The 22,267-nt window shown below is 34.4% G+C and carries 22 protein-coding genes and 1 other annotated feature; all 22 genes read right to left on the reverse strand.

The features are described 5' to 3' along the window. Nucleotides 1-38: 38 nt before the first annotated feature. The 22 genes from M2098_RS02900 to M2098_RS03005 all read right to left on the reverse strand — a co-directional run bounded on the left by M2098_RS02900 (nt 39) and on the right by M2098_RS03005 (nt 22,207). Nucleotides 39-554 (reverse strand): adenine phosphoribosyltransferase, encoded by a 516-nt coding sequence (locus M2098_RS02900; RefSeq protein WP_134168097.1) that lies wholly within the window; start codon nt 552-554, stop codon nt 39-41. 16 nt (nt 555-570) lie between these two features. Further along, nucleotides 571-2,163: a DHH family phosphoesterase gene (locus M2098_RS02905; protein WP_280681387.1), complete on the reverse strand. Its 1,593-nt coding sequence runs from the start codon at nt 2,161-2,163 to the stop codon at nt 571-573. 119 nt (nt 2,164-2,282) lie between these two features. Continuing rightward, nucleotides 2,283-4,574: a protein translocase subunit SecF gene (gene secF, locus M2098_RS02910; protein ID WP_280681385.1), complete on the reverse strand. Its 2,292-nt coding sequence runs from the start codon at nt 4,572-4,574 to the stop codon at nt 2,283-2,285. Beyond that, nucleotides 4,567-4,863 carry a post-transcriptional regulator gene (locus M2098_RS02915; protein WP_280681383.1) on the reverse strand — a complete coding sequence of 99 codons (297 nt, stop codon included), beginning with the start codon at nt 4,861-4,863 and terminating at the stop codon, nt 4,567-4,569. The genes secF and M2098_RS02915 overlap by 8 nt, the downstream gene beginning before the upstream one ends. A 63-nt stretch (nt 4,864-4,926) precedes the next feature. Continuing rightward, a complete protein-coding gene (gene nadE, locus M2098_RS02920; protein ID WP_280681381.1) occupies nt 4,927-6,792 on the reverse strand; it encodes an NAD(+) synthase in 1,866 nt (621 codons plus the stop codon). Nucleotides 6,793-6,823: 31 nt separating this feature from the next. Further along, nucleotides 6,824-8,122, reverse strand: a complete 1,299-nt coding sequence (locus M2098_RS02925; RefSeq protein ID WP_280681379.1) for a thymidine phosphorylase — start codon at nt 8,120-8,122, stop codon at nt 6,824-6,826. 7 nt (nt 8,123-8,129) lie between these two features. Next, nucleotides 8,130-8,600, reverse strand: a complete 471-nt coding sequence (locus M2098_RS02930; protein ID WP_134168084.1) for a dihydrofolate reductase — start codon at nt 8,598-8,600, stop codon at nt 8,130-8,132. Then, nucleotides 8,600-9,487: a thymidylate synthase gene (thyA, locus tag M2098_RS02935; RefSeq protein WP_280681377.1), complete on the reverse strand. Its 888-nt coding sequence runs from the start codon at nt 9,485-9,487 to the stop codon at nt 8,600-8,602. Before thyA ends, M2098_RS02930 begins: the two co-directional genes overlap by 1 nt. Before the next feature lie 3 nt (nt 9,488-9,490). Further along, entirely contained in the window at nt 9,491-10,186 is a 696-nt protein-coding gene (locus M2098_RS02940) for a pseudouridine synthase (RefSeq protein ID WP_280681375.1), read from the reverse strand. Beyond that, nucleotides 10,186-11,832 (reverse strand): polysaccharide biosynthesis C-terminal domain-containing protein, encoded by a 1,647-nt coding sequence (locus M2098_RS02945; RefSeq protein ID WP_280681373.1) that lies wholly within the window; start codon nt 11,830-11,832, stop codon nt 10,186-10,188. The genes M2098_RS02940 and M2098_RS02945 overlap by 1 nt, the downstream gene beginning before the upstream one ends. Beyond that, nucleotides 11,822-12,358 carry a hypothetical protein gene (locus M2098_RS02950; RefSeq protein WP_280681371.1) on the reverse strand — a complete coding sequence of 179 codons (537 nt, stop codon included), beginning with the start codon at nt 12,356-12,358 and terminating at the stop codon, nt 11,822-11,824. Before M2098_RS02950 ends, M2098_RS02945 begins: the two co-directional genes overlap by 11 nt. Nucleotides 12,359-12,472: 114 nt before the next feature. Further along, entirely contained in the window at nt 12,473-13,699 is a 1,227-nt protein-coding gene (gene tyrS, locus M2098_RS02955; RefSeq protein ID WP_280681370.1) for a tyrosine--tRNA ligase, read from the reverse strand. Between the two features lie 33 nt (nt 13,700-13,732). Further along, nucleotides 13,733-13,913 (reverse strand) — a binding site (T-box leader). After that, nucleotides 13,910-14,905 carry a LacI family DNA-binding transcriptional regulator gene (locus M2098_RS02960; RefSeq protein WP_134168072.1) on the reverse strand — a complete coding sequence of 332 codons (996 nt, stop codon included), beginning with the start codon at nt 14,903-14,905 and terminating at the stop codon, nt 13,910-13,912. Its footprint overlaps the feature before it by 4 nt. A 19-nt stretch (nt 14,906-14,924) precedes the next feature. Then, a complete protein-coding gene (locus M2098_RS02965; protein WP_280681368.1) occupies nt 14,925-15,413 on the reverse strand; it encodes a hypothetical protein in 489 nt (162 codons plus the stop codon). Then, nucleotides 15,403-15,792, reverse strand: coding sequence for a hypothetical protein (locus M2098_RS02970; RefSeq protein ID WP_134168068.1), 390 nt, complete (start codon nt 15,790-15,792; stop codon nt 15,403-15,405). The genes M2098_RS02965 and M2098_RS02970 overlap by 11 nt, the downstream gene beginning before the upstream one ends. Before the next feature lie 46 nt (nt 15,793-15,838). Then, entirely contained in the window at nt 15,839-17,146 is a 1,308-nt protein-coding gene (gene murC / locus M2098_RS02975; protein ID WP_280681365.1) for a UDP-N-acetylmuramate--L-alanine ligase, read from the reverse strand. Nucleotides 17,147-17,161: 15 nt separating this feature from the next. After that, the gene (locus tag M2098_RS02980) at nt 17,162-17,863 is read right to left on the reverse strand and encodes a hypothetical protein (RefSeq protein WP_134168064.1); all 702 of its coding nucleotides are present in this window, start codon (nt 17,861-17,863) and stop codon (nt 17,162-17,164) included. A 10-nt stretch (nt 17,864-17,873) separates the two neighbouring features. Next, nucleotides 17,874-18,464 (reverse strand): YtpR family tRNA-binding protein, encoded by a 591-nt coding sequence (ytpR, locus tag M2098_RS02985; RefSeq protein WP_280681362.1) that lies wholly within the window; start codon nt 18,462-18,464, stop codon nt 17,874-17,876. Further along, a complete protein-coding gene (locus tag M2098_RS02990; RefSeq protein ID WP_348521545.1) occupies nt 18,461-18,796 on the reverse strand; it encodes a thioredoxin family protein in 336 nt (111 codons plus the stop codon). The genes ytpR and M2098_RS02990 overlap by 4 nt, the downstream gene beginning before the upstream one ends. 1 nt (nt 18,797) lies before the next feature. Further along, entirely contained in the window at nt 18,798-19,430 is a 633-nt protein-coding gene (gene trmB, locus M2098_RS02995; protein WP_280681360.1) for a tRNA (guanosine(46)-N7)-methyltransferase TrmB, read from the reverse strand. Further along, complete coding sequence (pepV, locus tag M2098_RS03000) at nt 19,417-20,814, reverse strand: dipeptidase PepV (RefSeq protein ID WP_280681358.1); 1,398 nt, start codon at nt 20,812-20,814, stop codon at nt 19,417-19,419. The genes trmB and pepV overlap by 14 nt, the downstream gene beginning before the upstream one ends. Before the next feature lie 160 nt (nt 20,815-20,974). Further along, nucleotides 20,975-22,207, reverse strand: a complete 1,233-nt coding sequence (locus M2098_RS03005) for a peptidoglycan bridge formation glycyltransferase FemA/FemB family protein (protein ID WP_280681356.1) — start codon at nt 22,205-22,207, stop codon at nt 20,975-20,977. Between the last annotated feature and the right edge of the window lie 60 nt (nt 22,208-22,267).

Raw genomic sequence — 22,267 nt, forward strand, 5'->3', positions numbered from 1 at the left:
AATTATAACATCCTTATGAAAAAAGTGCATTCGCACTTTTAGTCATATTGAATAATTGATTTAATCTTGTAACCTTTTAATAAGTCACGACCTTTTAACTCCATAAGTTCATTGAAGAATTCACATCCTACAACTTCCCCACCAAGACGTTCTACTAAATCAATTGTTGCTTTTACAGTTCCACCTGTTGCAAGTAAATCATCAATGATTAATACTTTTTGTCCAGGCTTAATTGCATCCGCATGAATATGTAATTCATTTGAACCATATTCTAAGTCATAAGCAATTGATTCTGTCTTTCTTGGTAGTTTTCCAGGCTTGCGAATTGGCACAAATCCAATACCTAATGCATAGGCAACTGGACAACCAAAAATGAATCCTCTAGATTCAGGTCCAACAATCACTTCTGCACCTACTTCAAGAGCAAATGCAATTAATGCATCACACGCTTCACGGAATGCTTTTCCATCTTGCATAAGCGGTGTAATGTCTCTAAATAATACCCCATCTACTGGGAAGTTTTCTATTTCAGCTATATATTTTTTTAAGTCCATTTTCATACCTCATTTGTTATAATAACACAGATTCTACAATCATGGTTATTGTTTTTTTATTACGGAACGTATTTATTGAAACATCGCCAATAAGAGTCAACTTTTTATGCTCATAACTTGCTAATTCATGGCCATGATTAAAGTATAAAAAGTCCATATTTGATGTTTGTATTTTCAAGTGTTTTCCATAGCTTAATGTACTCATTTGAAATTCATCAATTGTACATGCAAACTTTGGTTTTGCAAAGTCAATTCCAAAAGGACCCAGTGAATCAAGTCTTTCGATATGTGCAATCGTAAGGTCTTCATTTTGCAAAGGAATATACACTACAACATCTTCCACACTTTCTTCTTTAGCAACTTTTTGCAAGTGTTGATAAATTGTATCAATATCTTTTTCATAAAAAGAAATACCAGCTGCTTGTTTATGTCCACCATATGCAAGCAAGATATCATCCATATCTTTAAACACATGTCGTAAATCTAAACCGACAGAACGAATACTTCCTTTTAAGACTCCATCCTTATTGGAAAGAACCATGGCACTTTTTCCATAGGTTTGTGTAAGCTTCATCGCAACAATACCATTAAGACCTTCATGAAAATCTTTTGAGTATGCAACCATAAAATCATCTTCAGCATTTACTTTTTGTAGTGCCATCGCTTCATTTTCAACACTGATTTCTTTACGTAAGCTATTAATTGATTTGATTTGTTTTGCACTTTGTTCAATCTGCACAATATTTTGTAATAATAAGTAGCGAACAATTGTATTTACATTTGCTTTATCTGCTAATCGACCAATCGCATTTAACTTTGGTGCAATTTGAAATCCGATTTTTGTTGTTGTCCATGCGCTTTTATCATCTGCAAGTAGTTGAATATTCGCAAACCAGTTTTGGTTAAGAAATGATAAACCTTCCTTAATAATGATTCGATTGGCATCAAGTACACCAACCATATCTGCAACTGTGGCAATTGCTGCTAGTGCTGTATGATAATCGTGTCGTCCAATAAGTGCACGACTAATCATGAAAGCCACACCTGCGCCACATAAATGATGAAATTCTTCTTGCATGATTTGCGGATGTAAAAAGTAATCACAGATCAGTTCATCTTGTTCATAGCTGTGATGGTCTGTTAAGATAATTGTTAACCCTTGTTGTTTTGCATACGCAAGTGCTTCAAAAGCTTTCACCCCATTATCCACTGTAATCAATATTTTATATCCTTTTTCAATTGCCATCTCAACGGTTTTCTTGTTTAACCCATATCCTTCAGTGAAACGATTTGGAATATAGTATCCACAAGTAATTCCAAAGATTTGTAGTGCATCATACAAGATGGTTGTTGAACAAATCCCATCTGCATCATAATCTCCACAAATAAGAACTTTTTCACCATTTGTTTTTGCTTGATGTAATCGTTCTACAATAGGTTTCGCATCTGTATATGATAAGTCTTCTGTTGTTTTCGTATCATATAAAATTTGCTCAATTTGAGCTTTCTTAAGTTGATTATAACTAAACACTTTTGCCACGAGTGGATCTACTTGATACTGATGGACAATGCTTGCTATATCATCTGCTTTATATTCTTCATATATCATGCAAGTATTGTATCACAGTTTACTAGTAAGCAATATAAAATCACCCATAAAAGCACGAATATCATAAAAGAAAAAAGATTTCTCCATGTATACCATACACAGAGAAATCTATATGTTATTTAATCGTTAACCCCAGGAATAATATGTTCTTGTGGTCCTTTTAATTTCTTTTGTTTTTTCTTTGGTTTGTTTTTAACTTTAAATTTTAAACGTAATACATACCAAAGTTGTGGTGCGATAAATAATGATGATACACAACCACCAATTAATCCTACAAGAAGTGCTACATTAAATTGGAAGATGTTACGGCTACCAAAAATAAGCAGTGCAATAACTGGTAAAATCGTAGTTGATGCAGTTACAACGGAACGTCCAAATGTTTCACGTAAAGATACGTTTACAATATCTCGTAGTTGTTCTTGCGATGGTTGTTTACGCGCAAATCCTTTCAAGTTTTCACGCATTCTATCAAAGATTACAATCGAGTCATTAATACTATACCCAATGATTGTTAACAATACGGCAATAACATCTGTTGTAACTTCCATACGTGTTATGGCAAATACTGCAAGTATAACAAACACATCATGAATCAAGGCAACAATTCCACTAACTGCAAAATCCCATTTGAATCGGATACTTACATAAATTAGAATTGCAAGCCAAGATAGTAATGACATAATAATCGCATTTTTAACTAATTCACGACCAACAATTGGAGATACTGTAGAATCTGAAACTTCAATTTCTTTATATGTATCTGTCATGTAATCAGAAATTTGTTCGCGTTGCTCTTCTGTAATCGCTTTTTTAATCGATACAGATGCAATTTCATTGTTTTCTCCTGATAGTGTAATATCACTAGGTTCAACACCAAGTTTTTCGAATTCTTTTTGTAAGGTGTCAGCTTTTAAACCACCTTTGCTTTCTAAAGTGATTTTCGTACCACTTGAGAAATCAATACCAAAGTTAAAGACACCATCACCCTTCATTCCATTGAATCCCATAGATCCAATTCCTAACACCATTACAGCTGCTGAAATTGCAATAAAGTATTTTGCTTTACCAACAAAATCAAAGTTTTTCCATGGTGAGTGATCTTCGTATGCTTCACCTCTTTGTACATTTGGAATGTAATCTTCTTTGATTCCAAACCAAGATTTTTTGTTATCAAGGTATCCACTTTTTACAACTTGTCCAAGTAAGAAACGTACCAATGTTACGTTAAATACAACTGCTAGAATTGTTGAGATAAGTAACATTGTCGCAAATCCTTTAACACTTCCTGTTCCGAAAATATAAAGAATTAATGCAGCAATCATAGTTGTAATTTGTGAATCAAGAATTGTTGATAGTGAGTTATGACTACCTTCTTTAAAGGCATTTTTTACACTTCGTCCAGCGTATAAACTATCTTTAACTCTTTCAAATGTAATAACACTGCTATCAACAGCCATACCTACACCAAGAACTAAGGCAGCAATACCACTAAGAGTAAATACTCCACCTAATAATGTATATAAAGCTAATGTTGATACTAAGTAAATCGCTACAGAAAGCGCAGAAATAAATCCACAGAAACGGTATAGTGCAATTAATAAAACCGCGATAGCAGCAATACCAATTCCACCTGCTAATATTGTTGATTCAAATGAACCTTCTCCTAAGTTAGGACTTACTACATTCGAGTAAATTTCTTTCATTTGGAAATTTAAAGATCCTGAGTTTAATAAATCAACAAGTTCTTGTGCTTCTTCTTCAGTAAAGTTACCAGAAATCATTACCGTTTCTGAATTTAAACCTTCACTTACAGTCGCTGCAGAAATGTATGCAGGACCTTCTTCTGTTGCTACTTTTGTTGCTTCTTCAGCATAACGTTGACCTTCTTGGTAATCCAACCAAGTAACCATCAATTTATCTGATGTTTGTGAAAGTGCAGAAGTCACTTCATAAAATTTAGCTGTATCTGCAATTTTTAAGTTAACAATTGGTTTTCCTTCATTAAAAGCTAATGATGCACCACCATCTTTTAAAACCGTTGCATCCATTAATAAGTAGTCAGATGTATCTCTAAATGAAAGTACTGCACTACTAGAAATTACATTACGTGCTTGTTCATTATCTTGTACACCTGCTAATTGTACACGAATACGATCCCCTTCAACTGTGATATCTGGTTCACTTACTCCAAGTACATTTACACGTTTTGATACAGAGCTTGCTACTGCTGCCATATCCACTTTTTTTGTTTCTGAACCTTCTAGTGGTGATACTTCATATAAAATTTCAAATCCACCTTTTAAGTCTAATCCTAGGTTCATGTTGTCTATTGCTGGTTTTGCGCTTACACCCACAATTCCAATAATCGCTATTACCGATACCAGAAAGACAACGAGTCTTTTTTTATTCATCCAAATCTCCTCTCATAACCCCTTCGATTTTATCAAGTCCCATGCTTGATCCTTTTTCAATTGCACAATACGACAAGTATGCGACCACAGTTGATGCCTGTAATGACATAATATCATTTACTGCATCATGGACATGTCGAATGGTCTTATTCTTCCAAACAAATTCTTTCATCGTTTTCACGACTTGCTGATACGTTATATTTTTGATTTGTTCACGTTTCAACTGACTTGTTTTAAGCGTTAGTGCCAAACGGACATCCTTGTCATTGACAATATTGTCCTTATTCAATTCCCTCACTCCTTAAATACCATGTTTTATTATATTATAAAACCGTGCAAATGCAAAAGAAAATCAACGCAAGAGTATCTTTTCTTTCAATTCTTGATAGCGTTTACTTTGAATCACACCGAGTTGTGCTTCTCGATAGTCATTTCCAAAGGCTCCACGACTCAAACTGACAATCGGTGGCATTTGGATCCGTTTGAAGACAGAATTCGCGATTTGCTTTAAAAACCACTCCAAATCTTCAATAAATGCTTTTCCATCATCTAAATGATAGTATCGTATCCACTTACCAATTTCTTCATCATAAATACTGCCATCAAGATAGTTTTCTAAATAGGCTTCCACATTCATCGTTGGATAATCAAAGAAACGATGAATCAATTCATCATGATAATACCATTTCATTGGATCGATTTGTGCATCTTTCAATTCTGCACTAGGAGGCATTTTCCAATCCAACATTCCATCCTTAATTTCAGGAATGAGAGTTTTTGAAATTACTTCCTTTCCAAAGTATGCATTGATTTGTTTAGCAAGTTCAAATACTTCTACTTTCGTTAAATCTCCAATTGGTGAAATAGCACCAATACTATCACCATAGAGTGTGCAGTATCCAACTGCTATTTCCACCTTGTTGGCATTATTTACAATTACTCCGCCTTCAAGTGCTGCAAATGTACTTAACATATGTCCACGAACTCTAGCTTGAATATTTTCTACAACGAGTGATGGATATGGTTTTTCATAGCCATACATCTGTGCTGTTTGTTCAGTAGCCCCAACAACTTCTTCAATGGAACCATTTCGTAATTCAATACCTAATGTATCAGCAACTTGTTTTGCATTGTTTTTTGTAAGATCGCTATTGTATTTTGTGGCTAAGTTATAACCAACCACACGGTTTGCTCCTAATGCTTTTACAAGTAAACCTGCATTGATACAACTATCAATGCCTCCACTTAAACCAATAATCCACTTTGGTTGAAATGGAAACATTTGCTTATCAAATTCATATAAAGCAACTGTAAGTGCTTCAAGTATTTTATTTTCACAGAACGAATCTAAACGAATGCTATGGAAATCATAAACTGCATATTCTTCTTTGAATCCATCATTACATGCGAAGATTGGTTTTCCTCTTGTATCAAATACAGTAGAATCTCCATCAAATACAATTACATTTTTACCATTGTTTTGCATACCAACTGCATTTACATAAATAACCATTGGCATTTTATCACCAAGCTCACTTGCATGTTTCAGCAGTTGTTTATTTCGTGAAATTTCTTTATTGCGTGTATATGGACTCGCTGATACATTCACAATAAAATCAACATCTTGATTCGCAAGTATCTTCGTAGGATCGACACTGTAATCATATGACCAAATATCTTCACAAACTTCAAGTCCAATTCGATAGGTTTTATCTTTTGTTGTAAATAGGAATGGTGAGATGAGTGCATCCATTTTCTTATAGAGATAATTACTTACCTCCATTCCGCTTAAATAGAAGCGTGAATCATCAAAGATTCGATAATCTGGATTTAAATGCTTGATGTGCATTCCATCCATGATTCCGTTTTCTTTTTTTACCCAACGTTGATTATGCGCAAAGAATGCACAATTACAATGCAAGATTCGTCCATCACGACCTTTTTCTATCCCTTCTAGAGCTCCATGATACAGGTTTCCATAGATAATACCAATCGTATCACTTAAGGCAAGGATTCGCTCATTAAAGCTATGTACGTACGCACAAAATGCCTCATCTAATAACTTATCTTGCAATAGATATCCAGAAATACACATTTCTGGAAATACGATGATATCGACTCCATCATCTTTGGCTTGAGCGATACAATGTTCCATGGATTGGAAGTTTTGTTCACACTTACCTGCTACCACATTCATTTGGGCTAAAGCGATTTTCATCTTTTGCCACTCCCTTCTTTATTCATAAATCTTATAATACTGTGTAAATTAGTGGTTCTACTTCCACTGGTTCTTTTGAAATTGTGAAACAATCTTTTGCTTGTTTTACAAATGATTCATCAAATACTTCATTGTAGTACAGTTTACATAAAGCTTCACCAGCTTCAATTGCATCACCGTGTTTCTTATACACTTCAATACCGACACTGTGATCAATTGCATCTTCAATACGCATACGCCCTGCACCTAAAGCACATCCTAGCAAACCAATTCCTTCAACATGGATTTTTGAAATATATCCACTTGTATCTGCAAGTACTTCGATTGTTTTATCACTAATTGTAAGTTTTGATGGATCATCAACTACACTTGTATCTCCGTGTTGACTTGCGACCATTTCTTTAAATTTAGCAAGTGCTGAACCATCATTTAACGTTTTTACTACCATGTCGTGTGCTGCTTTTTCATCTGTACAAATTCCTGATGATTGCAACAATGTAACAGCAGAGTGTACACAAAGTTCATAGAAATCATTATGTACTTTACCTTGCAATGTTTCGATTGCTTCAAGTACTTCTAATGAGTTACCAACCATGCTTCCTAAGACATCATTCATACTTGTGATTTCTGCATTCACAACTTTTCCTGCATCTTTACCAATTTGAATCATACGTTTAGCAAGTTCTGTAGCACTTTCAACATCTTTCATAAATGCCCCATCACCACACTTCACATCAAGTAAAATCACATCGCTTCCTGCAGCTAGTTTTTTAGACATAATACTTGATGCAATTAATGGAATACTACTTACAGTACCTGTAACATCACGTAATGCATACATTTTTTTATCTGCATACACCATATCGTTGCTTTGTCCGATAATGGCACATCCAATTTCACTTACTTGTTTCTTGAAGTCTTCTTCAGAGATGGCTACTTGAAAGCCTGGAATTGATTCTAGTTTATCTAGTGTTCCTCCAGTAAAAGAAAGACCACGTCCACTCATTTTGGCAACTTTTAAACCACATACTGCAAGTACTGGCGCAAGTACAAGACTTGTCTTATCACCAACACCCCCTGTGCTGTGTTTATCAACAAAGATACCCTCTAAATCACTAAAGTTATATACCTTACCTGTTGCAATCATATCTTTGGTTAAATCGGATAATTCACGATTGCTCATTCCACGTAAATAAATCGCCATTAATAATGCACTGGCTTGATATTCTGCGATTTCTTCTTTTGCATAACTCTCTACAAAGTATGCAATTTCTTGTGAACTTAATTCGTGTCCATCACGTTTTTTTTCAATTATTTCAACAATGTTCATTTCCTTCTCACTTTTTACGATAGTGTATTAACGTAAATCCTTCCTTTTTTTCTTTTGTTACTACGATAAAATCATTTGGATCAAAAGCTGGGAAAAATGTATCTCCTTCATAGTGTTCATCTACTAAAGAAATCCACATTTCATCTACATAGGGTAACGCTTCTGTATAAATTTGGGCACCACCAGCTACATATATGACATCTTCATTATTTTTAAATGTCTCTAATAGCGCTTTTAAATCATGTGTTATCGTCACAGCTTCATGATCGTATGTATACTCTGTATTTCTTGTTACGACATAAGTGTGACGTCTTGGTAATGGCTTTTTCATACTATCAAAAGTCGTACGTCCCATTACAATATTGTGATCTAATGTAATGCTACGAAAGACTTTTAAATCCTCTGGTAAATTCCAAGGCATCCATCCATCTTTACCTATAACTCGATTATCACCCATTGCAACTACTAGTGAAACCATTAGACACTCACCTTTCCGACAAGTTTTCCATAGCTTTCATAGTTTTCGATTTTAATATCATCAATTGTAAAATCAAAGATATTTTTCACTTCTGGATTTAAAGACAATTTGCATTTTGGTAATGGAACACGTGTAAGTTGTTCATTTACCACATCAAAATGATCTTTATAAATATGTGCATCTCCAATTGTGTGTACAAATTCTTTTGCTTCATATCCACAAACTTGTGCAAGCATTGCAGTCATTAGTGCATAACTAGCAATGTTGAATGGTACACCTAAGAATACATCTGCACTACGTTGATATAACTGACAAGATAAATACTTTTTGTCTGCACTCACATAGAATTGTAAGAACGCATGACATGGTGGAAGTGCCATTTTATCGATTTTTGCAGGGTTCCAAGCACATACGATATGACGACGTGAGAATGGGTTATTAATTAACCCATCAACAAGTTCCTGGATTTGATCAACACCTTCTCCGTTAAAGTCACGCCACTGTGCACCATAAACTGGTCCAAGTGCCCCATGCACTTTCACAAATTCGCTATCTGCATCATGATTTTTAATCAACTCAACAAACTCTTCTAATGTTTCCCCATGATATTCATCACTTTTCTTGAAGTTTTCATATGGCCACTCATTCCAAATTCGAACGTTACGATCCACTAAATACTTAATGTTTGTATCGCCTTTTAAAAACCAAAGTAATTCTTCAGCAATTGGGCGTAAAAACATCTTTTTTGTTGTCATTAATGGAAATCCATCACGTAGATCATAACGTGTCTGATATCCAAATACACTACGTGTTCCAGTTCCTGTACGATCATCACGGTCTTCACCATTTGATAGGATGTACTTACATAAATCTAAATATTGTTGCATCTTTTACCCTCCTAAAATTTCTACTTCCTCTTTTGTTAATGCACGATATTCTCCTTCATCTAAATTTTCATCTAAATAAAGATCACCAATACGAATGCGTTTCAATCCTAGCACTTCATTATGTACTGCATGCATCATTCGTTTTACTTGATGGTATTTCCCTTCATCAATCACCATTGCATATTGCGTGTCTGCAATTTGCTTTATTTTTATCGCTTTACTTATTTCATCATCAATACATACACCATCATACAATTGTTGAATATCCGCTTCTTGTAGTGGATGTTCCAAATCCATCACGTATTCTTTTTCTACATGACGTTTTGGTGATGTTACTGCATGATTGAATTTCCCATCATTTGTTAGTATCAACAATCCCTTTGTGTCGACATCTAAACGACCAACACATTGTAAATCAAAGGCATAGGGTTCAAAAACTAGATGCAAAACACTTGGATCTAGTTCATCTTTATTACTTGAAACATAGCCATCAGGTTTATTCATCATAATGTAGTAGAATTCTTGATAGTCTAAGATAAAGCCATCATAAATGACTTCATCTTTTGTTTCATCGATTTTATAATCATCATTTCGTACAACTTCACCATTTACAGTAACTGCACCACTGCGTATGATTTTTTTTACTTCGCGACGCGTTCCATATTTTAAATGCGCCAAATATTTATCTAATCGAATCATCATTTACCTCTTCTGAACTTGTTTTTAATTCCATCTAAATCAAAGTGGAAAATACTTTGTGGAATATTACAATACAAAGTAATTGCAGCATATACACCTACAGTAAGAATTCCCATAAATCCAAGTAATAGAAGAGATACAACCCGATTTCCACTGTAGTTTAATAATCCGGTCCAATTAAATACCATAGAAACTAAAAACATTCCAACAAGCCCAGTTAATATAAAGATTAACTTTCTAAATGAGTATTTCCAGTTCACTTGACATTCTTTTTGGATAATATAGATATTCAATCCAGCAAAAATAATATATGCAAGTAAGCTAGATAGCACCATTCCTGGCACCCCAAACATCGAAATAAATAGACGGTTTGTTAAAAACTTTGTCACTCCAAAGACCATCGTAGTATATATAATTTGTTTACGTCTTCCTAGAGCAATAACTAAACTTGCAAAAATCGGACATATCGTTGCACTAATTCCTTCAATGGTAAACCATTGCAATGTATTGACATATAATTCACTGTACTCACCGCTTACTCCATATAGTGTGTATAAAATCGGTCTAGCAAATAATGCCAAGGCCACACAAATTGGTAAGCAAATATAAACAACTGACTCAACACATTCAACTACATATTTACTGACAACTTTAGGTTGATTGCGTTCACGTGCTTCTGTAATATATGGATAAATCGCTGAACTAAACCCTGGTGCTAATACCATTGGAATAGCAATTAACTTCATTGCTTTATAGAGTACTGCATCTTGATACATATCGATAATACTCGCATTAATTAAGGTCCCTGATTGTCTACCAAATGCTTCAAGTCCTGGTTTAAAATCAATGATATTTAAAAATTGATCGCAATACCCAAAAGCAGCATTAATTAAAAATGGAATTGCAAGAATAATCAATTCGCGAAAGATAATTTTCGCATCAACTGGTTCTTTCTCTTGTTGGTTAGCTAATTCTACAACTGGTTTAATAGTTTTGGAGTCGTTTCGTTTAATGTAAGCAATGGTCACAACACCCGAAACACTTGTCGCAATTACACCAAAATAGACCGCCCAGTAACGTCCAAAATCAAGTACATAAATAGCAATCCCACTAACGATAAGCAAAAATAAAATTCGTACGATTTGCTCGACGATTTGCGAAGCTGAATACACATGAATTTCTTTTAGTCCTTGATAAAATCCACGTACACTACTAAGTATGGGAATAATAAACACTGCTAGTGATAAAATCACAAGTGAATTTCGATACAATGGAACAAGTGCTGGCTTTGAAGCCATTTGTGAAGCAAGTGGACCTGATGCTACTAGTAGAAATAACATACAGATAAAACCAAAAGCAGTCATTGTATAAAATGACACTTTTCGTACAAGTAATGTTGTCTTGTAGTCATCTCGCGCCATATAACGGGATACAAGCGTCGCAATCGCAAATGGCAGACCTGCTTGCGCAATAGTTAATACATACGAGTATACCCCATATGCTCCCCCATAAACTGCTTTATATTCAGCGGACTTTAAAATCGCATCAAATGGTATCGTATAAAATATACTTAAAAACTTCGCAATAAATAAACCCGCAGATGATACTAATCCTCCAACGAGTAATGACTTTTTATTATTCTTCATGCTTTACCTCTTTTACATACACAACTTCACCGTTAATGATGGACGTGGAAAAGAACACTCGTACATTGCTTTGGTTTTCTTCCATATAAGAAACCATCACATAAATATCAAATGTGTTTGTTTCACTTTCCCCATTCACAGCTAAACCTTTTGGATATCCACGACTCGCATCCACCTGGTTTGGAATTAATCCATATGTTTCTTCTTCAAAAATACCGATCGAAGGTTCCATTTTAGATTCTGAAGTACGTTCAGGATCAAGTGCCATCATTTGTACTTGATTCATCAACACCTTAGGTTCATCAATAATCACTGTATACGATACAGCATCACCTTCTAATTCATGAATTTCAAAAGTGAAATTAAAGGGTATATCATAACTATCCGAACCGTTTTGTGCATTGGCAACGATTCGTTCTTTAAATACATTATAAATTTGCATTGCTTGTGAACTCGCTTCATCACTAGTTTTACAACTAACAAGGAGTACGGCTGCAATCAAGCATAAGAGTGTTTTTTTTCGCATAATTACCTCTAGATGATTATACCATAATTGGACTTAGAATAAAGTGAATTTGGTATTGTCTTTGTTCACGAAAACTTCAGAAAAGAAAAGACGTACATCGCTGTACGCCATTTGTTAGATAAGCTCTAATACGTAGTAATTACGTTTTCCTTTTTTCACAATTGTGTAGTTATTAATAATACATTGTTCTTTATTTACATTGTATTCCACATCTGTCACTTTAATTCCGTTAATCGCAATTGAATTTCCACTAACAAATTCACGTGCTTCACGTTTACTAGATGCAATATTGCTTTCTACTAAACAATTAATAATATCCATTCCTTCTTTAACTTGAATTGTATCAAATCCACGAATTGCATCAGCAAGTTCATTTTTATCAAGATCTTGAATATTCCCTTTAAATAGTGCATTCGTAATACGCAATGCCTTATCGTATTCATCTTCTCCATGTAAGTATGTAACTACTTCTTTAGCAAGTACTTTTTGTGCTTCACGTTTGAATGGTTCTGTTTTTACTTTTTCTTCTAATGCTTCAATGGTTGGACGATCTAAGAACGTTAATTTCTTTAAGTAGTCAATTACTTTTTCATCTTCAGCATTAACTAAGAATTGGTAAAGTTCATATGAAGATGTTTGGTTTTTATCTAACCAAATTGCTTTTCCTTCACTTTTTCCAAATTTTGTACCATCTGCTTTCGTAATTAGCGGCATAGTAAATCCAAATGCTTCTTTACCTGTCTTTTTACGGATCAATTCAATTCCTGCAGTAATGTTTCCCCATTGGTCTTGTCCACCAACTTGCAATACTGTATTCTTGTTATCAAATAAGTGTAAGAAATCTAACGCTTGTAAAATCATGTACGAAAATTCTGTATATGTAATACCAATATCCATTCTTGATTTTACAGTTTCTTTAGCTAGCATATAGTTCAAGTTAAAGTATTTACCATAATCACGAAGATAATCAATGAAGTTTAAATCTTTCATCCAGTCATAGTTATTCACAACTTCAAAACCAAAGATATCTTCTACTTGTTTGCGTAGTTTACGGTAGTTATGATCCAATTGTTCTTTGGTAATCATTGGACGTTCGGTATTAGGTTTTGGATCTCCAATAAGTCCGGTTCCTCCACCAACTAATAAAATTGGGTGATGTCCTGCATCTTTCAAACGTTTTGCGATTAGAAAACTAGAGTAGTGTCCAATATGTAAGGAATCTCCTGTTGGATCTGTCCCAATGTAAAATGTAATACTCTTGTTGTTTAACATGTCTTCAATTTCTGGAGAACTTATATCATTGATAAGTCCACGCCATTGTAATTCTTCAAATAATTTCATCTCATATCTCCTCAAAATAAAAAAACGCCCTCATCTAAGGACGTTATAAACGCGGTACCACCTTAGTTCATAAGTAAACTTATGCACTTAACCCCTTAACGCTGAGTTGCGTAAACGCTCATAGGTGTATTTCCTAACTCTTTTGCATGGCTTTCACCAACCGCCATTTCTCTAGTGCTTAATCATTAGGTTCTTGTCTAATCTACACGTTTATTTTGTTGTTTGTCTTGGAGTAAACACATAGCTTAACTCCGTTTCTCTATTATAACTGTCATGTTCATCATCTTGCAACATTTTTGTCATAATTCGCATTGACACTGCACCTAAATCATAGTCAGGAATTTTAAATCCTGAAATTTGTGGACGTGCCATTACGTTATATTTACTATCTAATACACAAACAAGTTGCATATCATTTGGAATATCAATTCCTACTTCTTTGGCAACATTTAATACAGCCATCGCTTGTGAATCACGGTATGTGAACACAAACTCATGTGTATTGTTGTTGAAGTATTCTTTTAAGTACTCATATGATGAGCGGTATTCTTTTGGAATCGTAATATAGTTTTCAAACACTTCACCGTGTTCTTCATATACACGTTTTAATCCTTTGTATAATTCTTCGATCATCGCAGGATTTTTACGGTCTTCAACTAAAGCCATATTGCGAATTCCTGATTCATATAACTGTGAAGCATAATCATAAATAAGTGCTTCATAATCAACATACACCGAACAAATATTGTTGTTGGAAATACGGTTTCCAATAACAACAATTGGAACATCATAGTTTGTTAGTGTCGCAATATCGTCATTATTTAACTTGTCATTAAAAATCACCACTCCATCAACTCGTGATTTAATAATGGTTTCAATGATATCACTTGTTGCTGAAATTCCTTCAGTTGTCGTATGTAATACCATGTTGTAGTTATATAATTTTGCAACATCAATTAACCCATTGATAATTTGTCCAGTATAGAAGAAACTTGCTTCTGGAATCACAAAGGCAATCGTTGTTGTCTTTTGTAAAGCAAGACCTTGCGCAATCGCATTTGGCTTGTATCCTAGTTTCTCAATTGCTTCTTGAACTTTTAGACGTGTGTCTTCACGTACCACTTCTGAGCCGTTAATAACACGAGACACCGTAGCTAAGGATACGTCTGCTTCTTTTGCAACATCGTAAATTGTAATTCTTTTCATGTATCGTTACTACCTTTCATTACCCTTTCTTCTTTAATAGATTTTTCACTCCATCAGCAACTTTTTGGGTAAAATCAATTGTTGCATCTTTTGCAGTTTCAATCTTTTCTTGAACATCGTCACGTGCCATAAAATCATTCACGCTTTGTCCGACTTTTTGTACAGTCTCATTTTTCGAAATCGACTCTACAACGTCATCAAATGTATTATTTAATTTCTTTAGAACATCTTGAACTCGATCGTCTTCTTTGAAGTCTTCAAGCGCTTTTTTAGTAGCTTCAACCATCTTTTCAACTTGTTCTTTTGCTTTTTCAAAAAATTCTTGTGTTTGTTCAGAATCTTTAACATCTTTTACTTTTTCTTTTGTTTTATTAAATACTTTTTCTAATTCTTGTGAAAGATTATCAATAATTTCCTTCTTTTTTGAGTCATCTTTATGCTCATCTTCTAAACGAATAATGTCATATTTTGTTTGACTTTCAAACTCGTTAAATTCCTCATTCTTCATTGATAATGACCTCCTCTACTTCAACTGTAGTTTGATCTGAAGTTGATTTTGCGTGTCTAGGTTTTACCTTCACGCCTTTCGCTTTTTCCTTAACAGCGCTGAAACCTTCTTTCGCCGCATCAAGACCGGCATCAATCGTATCGCGTGTTTTGATATGGAAACGGTCGACGGTGTCCGAGATATCGCCAACCGTTTGTAAGGGTCGATCGAGTTTCTTCACCTGCGCTTCCGTTGTTGTTAATGTTTTGTTTAGTGTTTTTAAAGACTCGATTACATTCTTAACACATACGATTAAGAAAATAATCAATATCAATACTGCCACAGGAATCAATTTGCTTGAAACTTGGCTTAGCATTTCGATAAATTGGTCACTTCCCATATTACATTCCTCCTATAAGGTATTCTATATCATTTTGAAAGCATTTTCAAACGTTTTGAAAACTTTTCAAACGGTCTTTAAACTTGTAAATATCTTTGCTACTCATAAATACATAAACAGCTAGTTTATGTGCATCAAGTTCACGTATTGCATCCTCTGACATATCACATGCTTTTGCTTGTTTTACATGTGCTAAAAATGATTCATTTGTAACTGTAATTCCTTCTTCTCTTTTTGCATTATCTGGAAAAGGACATAAATATATGGCATCCGCTTTATTGAATGCATCAGAAAAATCATCTAAGAAGTATTCAATTCGTGAATATCGATCCGGTTGAAAAATCGCAACGATCTTCTTATCTGGATATTTTTGTTTTGCTGCATCAATTGTCATCTTAATTGCTGTAGGATGATGTGCATAATCGTCAATATAGACATTATCATTTACTTCTTCAACGATAAAGCGGCGATCCACTCCTGCAAAACTTTGCAATCCTTTCTCAAGTGTATCCCCATCAAGTCCATTCATCACTCCAATACTAATCACACCAAGCGCATTATAAAGCAAGTGTACACCATAGAATGGTAGTTTGAAATCATGGAAATATTCACCATTTACCATACAATTAAAGGAAACACCATCTGCATCTTCCACTACATCTTTTGCATATACATCATTATCTTCATGTAGTCCATAATACATGTGATTAACATCCACTTCTAAATTTCGTGAACTTGCTTCATCACCAAAGATGGCAAGTCCTTTTTTTACATTTTGACTGAATTGTTCAAATGCTAAAACATAGTCATCCATATCTTTATAATAATCGACATGATCAAGTTCAACATTCAAAATAATTGCATAATCTGGATGGTAATTTAAGAAATTACGCATATACTCGCAAGATTCCAAAATAAATGTCTTAGCATCTTTTGGCATATATCCTGTTCCATCACCGATCAAGTATCCAGTTGGTTGTACTTGTTCGAACACATGGGCAAGCATACCAGTTGTTGTTGTTTTCCCATGCGTACCAGCAACACAAATCGAATGATATTCATCAACTAGTTTTCCTAAATACTCGACATATCGATAGGTTGTAACTGTTGGATTTGCTTTTGCAGCTTGCACTTCTTCATGAGAGTCATCAAAAGAATTTCCAATGATAACTGTCATGTTATCTTTAATATTTTCTTTCGAAAACGCGAAAAAAGGAATCTGATGTTCCTTTAGTTTTGTTTCCGTAAAGATAAATTTTTCAATATCAGAGCCAGTAACTTCTTCACCCATGTCTTTTAAAATACAAGCTAAAGAAGCCATACCAGACCCTTTAATACCGATAAAATGAATCATAAAGTTTCCTTCTTTCTAAAATGGAAGATCCTCATTATCTTCTGTATCTTCTTGTGTTTGTTCTTGCTCTTCTTCTTGTAAGTCACGAATTGGTGCATCATCACCAAAAAGTGAGAACTGAACCATTTCCTCTTCTTGTTCATATGGTGAAGCAACAATTTGATCAAGCGAAATATTTTCGATTTCTTCTTCTTCAACATCATCGCTTTGCATTTGATTCACAGCAAGTTCTACTTGCGCTTGTTGATGGAATTCTTCTAATTCCACTTCTCCATAAAATGGCGAAATCACAGTACCTAAAGAATCTTTCGTACGACGTGGTTTCGACGCAACAAATTCAGCTTCTTCATCAATTTTCTCTGTAGTAACACCTGTAATTGGTGAAATCACTTGAGGAATTTCGAAATCCTTTGCAATTTTTGGTTGCAAACGTTTCGTAATTGATGGTTCTTCTTTTTTTACCTCATCTGCTTTAATATCAAAAATGTTTTCCAACTTACTTTCTGGTTCACGAATTCGTTCAATGTCCTCAGTAATTGCCTCAACATCTTCATAACGTGGTTTTGGTTTTGGTAATGGTTTCGGTTTTGGTTTTTGTACCTTTACCTCTTTTTCTTCTTCGATGAATTCCCCTTCATCTTCATCACGAATTAAAGTTTCCTCTACATCCGTTTCTTCTGTGAAAAGTACATCTTTAATTTTATCAAAAATTGACATATGCTAGCTCCTACTTGAAGAAAGGTTCGCCGACCTTAGCTTCATCTTCTAGTATTAATATACCCTTTTTCTTCTCTTCTATCAATCCTAACTCATAGGCACTTGCTAACATTCCATCACTTTTTATACCACGAAGTTTACCTTTTGTGATGAATTTGCCATCTGGTAGGACAGCATTTGGTAGACATGCAACAACATTTATATTTGCTTTTACATTGGCAGCACCGCATACGATTTGAACAACTTCTTTACCTACATCGACTTGACATACATGTAAATGATCACTGTCTGGGTGATCTTCACATGCAAGTACGCGTCCAACCACAATGTATGGATTAAAATCATGAATGATTTCTTCATCAAAAGCATCATGTAAGTTGGTATTTACAAAACGTAGTAAATCGTATGTCATCTTTTGATATCCATCTTGATCGGATTCAAAGTGATCAACTTCAATATTGTAACCAAGCAGCTTTTCATCTTTACCTAAAAGTTTTGTGACGTTCTTGCTTTTAACTGTAGAAATTACTTCTTCATCATGTAAGATAACAAGCACAACTCCTGGAAATGCTTTTGCATTATAGAATACTCTTGCGATCATCTTAGCGCTCCTAAGAAATCATCAATTTCTTTTTCACTTTTGCGTAGTTTAGAAACAAAACGCGCTTCTTCTTTTCCGTTCTTAATCGCCACAAATGATGGGATTCCCATAATTTGTAAACCGATTGCCAAATCAATAAATTTGTCACGATCTATATAAACGAAATCATAGTCACTATATTTCTCTACCAACTTTGGCATAAATGGTTCAATAAAGCGACAGTCTGGACACCAGTCAGCACTGAACGTAAAAACTACGACACCTTCTTTTTTATATAATTCTTCAAACTGTTCTACAGATTCAAGAATTTGCATTCCTTCTTTTAAAGCCATCTTACTTTCCTCCTTTTACCCATACGGCACGATAAATCGGACCTTTTTCCATAAACTTTCTTTCATATTCACTGATGATATCTTCATCATGTTGCTCACTACGAAAATCCAAATAAATTTCCTCAAGCTTGAAGCCAAAGTTTTGAAATTCAATAATCGAATATTCAAACAAACTACGATTATCTGTTTTCATAATAATTTGACCATCATCACTTAAGATTTGATTATATTTATCAAGAAAGCGTTCATTGCTTAAACGACGTTTCTTATTACGATTCTTTGGCCATGGATCTGAGAAATTCAAATGAATGACATCAATTTCTTTTTTGGCAAACCACTGATCAATATTTGCAGCATCACCATGAATAAATCGAGTTTGTTGTTCCAGTGTATCTTTTTTACGCAATGCTAAAGCAGCTACACTCTCTTGCTTTTCGATTCCAATCCAACCAAGTTCTGGATATAAATTTGCCATACCAATCCAGTAGTCACCTTTTCCTGTTCCAATTTCTACATGGATACAATCACGGTTTAACAACTCTCGCCACTTTCCTTGGTATGCTTCAGGATTATGGACATTGACTTCACTATTTGCAATAAAGTCAGCTGCCCATTTCAATTTACGCATCCGCATGCGAGTCTTCCTTTGCTAGATCTTGTAAGGCTTGTGCATAAATCGCACCTGCTTTTAATAAATCATTTACTTTGATTCCCTCATCTTTTTCGTGTGGTCCACCAACAAAGAAATTTGGTGTTTCACGATCTGGGAATTCTGGACCAAATGCCACAAAGTTTTCAAACTTACGTGCATAAGTTCCTCCACCAATCGTTTTTGCTGGTGAGAACATATCTTTTGTATATGCTTGATATGCATGCATTAATGTTTTTACAATTGTACTGTTTGGATCCACAAATAAAGGTTTGCTATCTTCTACAGGTTTACATGTAATACTTGCTGGTAAGCTATCAATAATACGTTTTTCTAATTCCTTCCCTGTTGTATCATTTGGATAACGAATATCCAATGTGATTTCACTATGGTTATTTTCAATTGAAACAATTCCAACATTCATAGTTAAAAAGCCCATATATGCACCTTCCATTGCAATACCTAAACCAGTACCTTTCCAGTCCATCAATATATTGGCAAAACTAGCAGCCAAATCATCATGAAAACTTGCACCTACATAATTTAAGATATGTACTGCAGCATTCACTCCATTATATGCCATTGCTGCATGGAAGTATTTTCCTTCAACTTCAATAATGTCATCTTCACCAGCATCAATAATTTGACCAGTTAATTTTTCAACTTGTAAATAGTAGTAAAATTCATCTTTTTGTTTATCTGTTAATTTCGGCAATGTTGCTTGTGCTTTACCAATAACGATGTTTGGACGTTCTCCAGCAACCAGTTTCTTAATCACTGTTGTTTTGTCGCTTACCAATACTGGATTGATGTGTCCTTTTTCTCCATATATAACCGGGAAGTCCGCATCTGGTGTAAATCCACATGTTGGAATTTCACCATGCTTTGCATAGTAATCCATACACTTCATTCCAGTTTCCTCATTTGTCCCTAAAATTAAAATGATTTTCTTATCCAATTTAATATTATGATCTTTTAATGCTTTTAGTGCATAAAAGGCAGCCATTGTAGGTCCTTTGTCATCAAGTACGCCACGACCAAGAATATACCCATCTTTTTCTACCATATCGGTTGGTGCATTTGTCCAACCTTCACCAAAAGGAACGATATCTAAATGACCAAGTACCCCGATACTTTCTTTACCTTCTCCATATTCAATCGTACCAGCATATCCGTCTAAATCTTTTACGACAAATCCTTCTTTGCGACCTAAATCAAGCATATAATCCAATGCGTTTCTAACTTCTGTACCAAAAGGTGCATGTTCTTTTGCAGTACTAAAATCCTCCAATGATGGAATTGCAATTAGTCCTTTTAAATCACTAAGAAATGCCTCTTTATATTCATTCATTATTGTGTAAAAATCCATAGTGTTCACCTCGTCTAATAGTTTAACACATATAAACAATTTATGGTACATGATGCACCTATCTAATTTGAATAATTTTCATATTTTATCCATGTTTACCATAAAAAAACATCATCGATGCACATAGACAAAGATGATGTTTGATGTAACTTATAGATACTTACTTTTTAATTTTTTGAATCAGTTTATTCACTGTGTGATAATACGATATCGGAAGAACAAAATCTCCAAGATATTCTAAGACATATCCTTGGAATCCTTTCTTGAATTCATACACTCCATAATCCGGGTCACTTTTATCAAAGTTACCAGAGATTCCATAAAAATTGTAACGTTTGAATCCACCAGCAATACCATGTTTGATCACATACCATTGGATGGCATATTGTGCATAAAAATTCATATATTTTTCATAACTTCCACTAAACATGTAGGTTATTTCATCTTCAAACAAAACAAACATTGCAGCTGATAATGGAATATAATGTCCATCTTTACACAACTCTTGCGCTTCATTCAAACGCTTTTCTAAACTACTAACCGTAATTCCCAACTCTTTTGTTTTTCCCGAATCCGGATTCTTCGCTTTTGAGTTCTCATATTTTTGCGATTCACGAGCAAGTGAAGTTTGTAGACTTTCCATATACTTATCAACATTTAAATATGCAATTAAGAATTTTACTTCTCCGTTGTCATGAAATTGACGATACATTTCTTGGTAGTAAGCAAGTGGTTTATCTTCAAATCCACGACGATCACTTGTTTCTTCAGTGATTCGTTTGTATTCAGCTAAATCGTCATATCCAACTTCTTTAATTTCAATAAAGAACTTTTCTGTTTTCTTGATGATATTTCGATGGTTTTGTTTCATCGCTTTGAATACTTCGGTTTCACTTTTACCTTCTAAATCAAGTACAAACATCCAACGTACTTGTCGTGAATAATCGTATTCCGTAATAAATCCTTCATGTTGATAACCTAAACTTTCAAGTAGTGGTACTACCTTTGAATTATCAATTCCACCTTCCACAACATCTCCATTAATATCACGTTCTTTATGAATAATTCCTGGATTAATATCCAATTCATAACCCTTTTTTAATTTTAGAAATTTCTTCACTTCAGTTGTAAAAAATGAAAGAACTTCCTTATTGTTGTAATCGAGTAGCGGTCCACGAAACGCACTAAAAAAATACTGACCAAAACGATTTTTTATTCCAGCCAATCGACAAGCACCAATGAGTTCACCATGTTCGCGGATTCCAACATAGTAAGAGACTTGCCCACTTACTTTCCCAACTTCACCCATTTGTGAAGTTTGCATAAAATTATGTAACGGATGTTTTCTAGCAAATGCATCAAATTCCGTAGTTGTTATTTCTTCAAAAATCATAGTTCACCTTTATCTTATATGTTCCCATGTAATTATACACGTTGTCTACACGCTTCTCAA

The sequence above is a fragment of the Breznakia sp. PFB1-19 genome (assembly GCF_029893935.1).
GTDB classification, from domain to species: domain Bacteria; phylum Bacillota_I; class Bacilli_A; order Erysipelotrichales; family Erysipelotrichaceae; genus Breznakia; species Breznakia blatticola.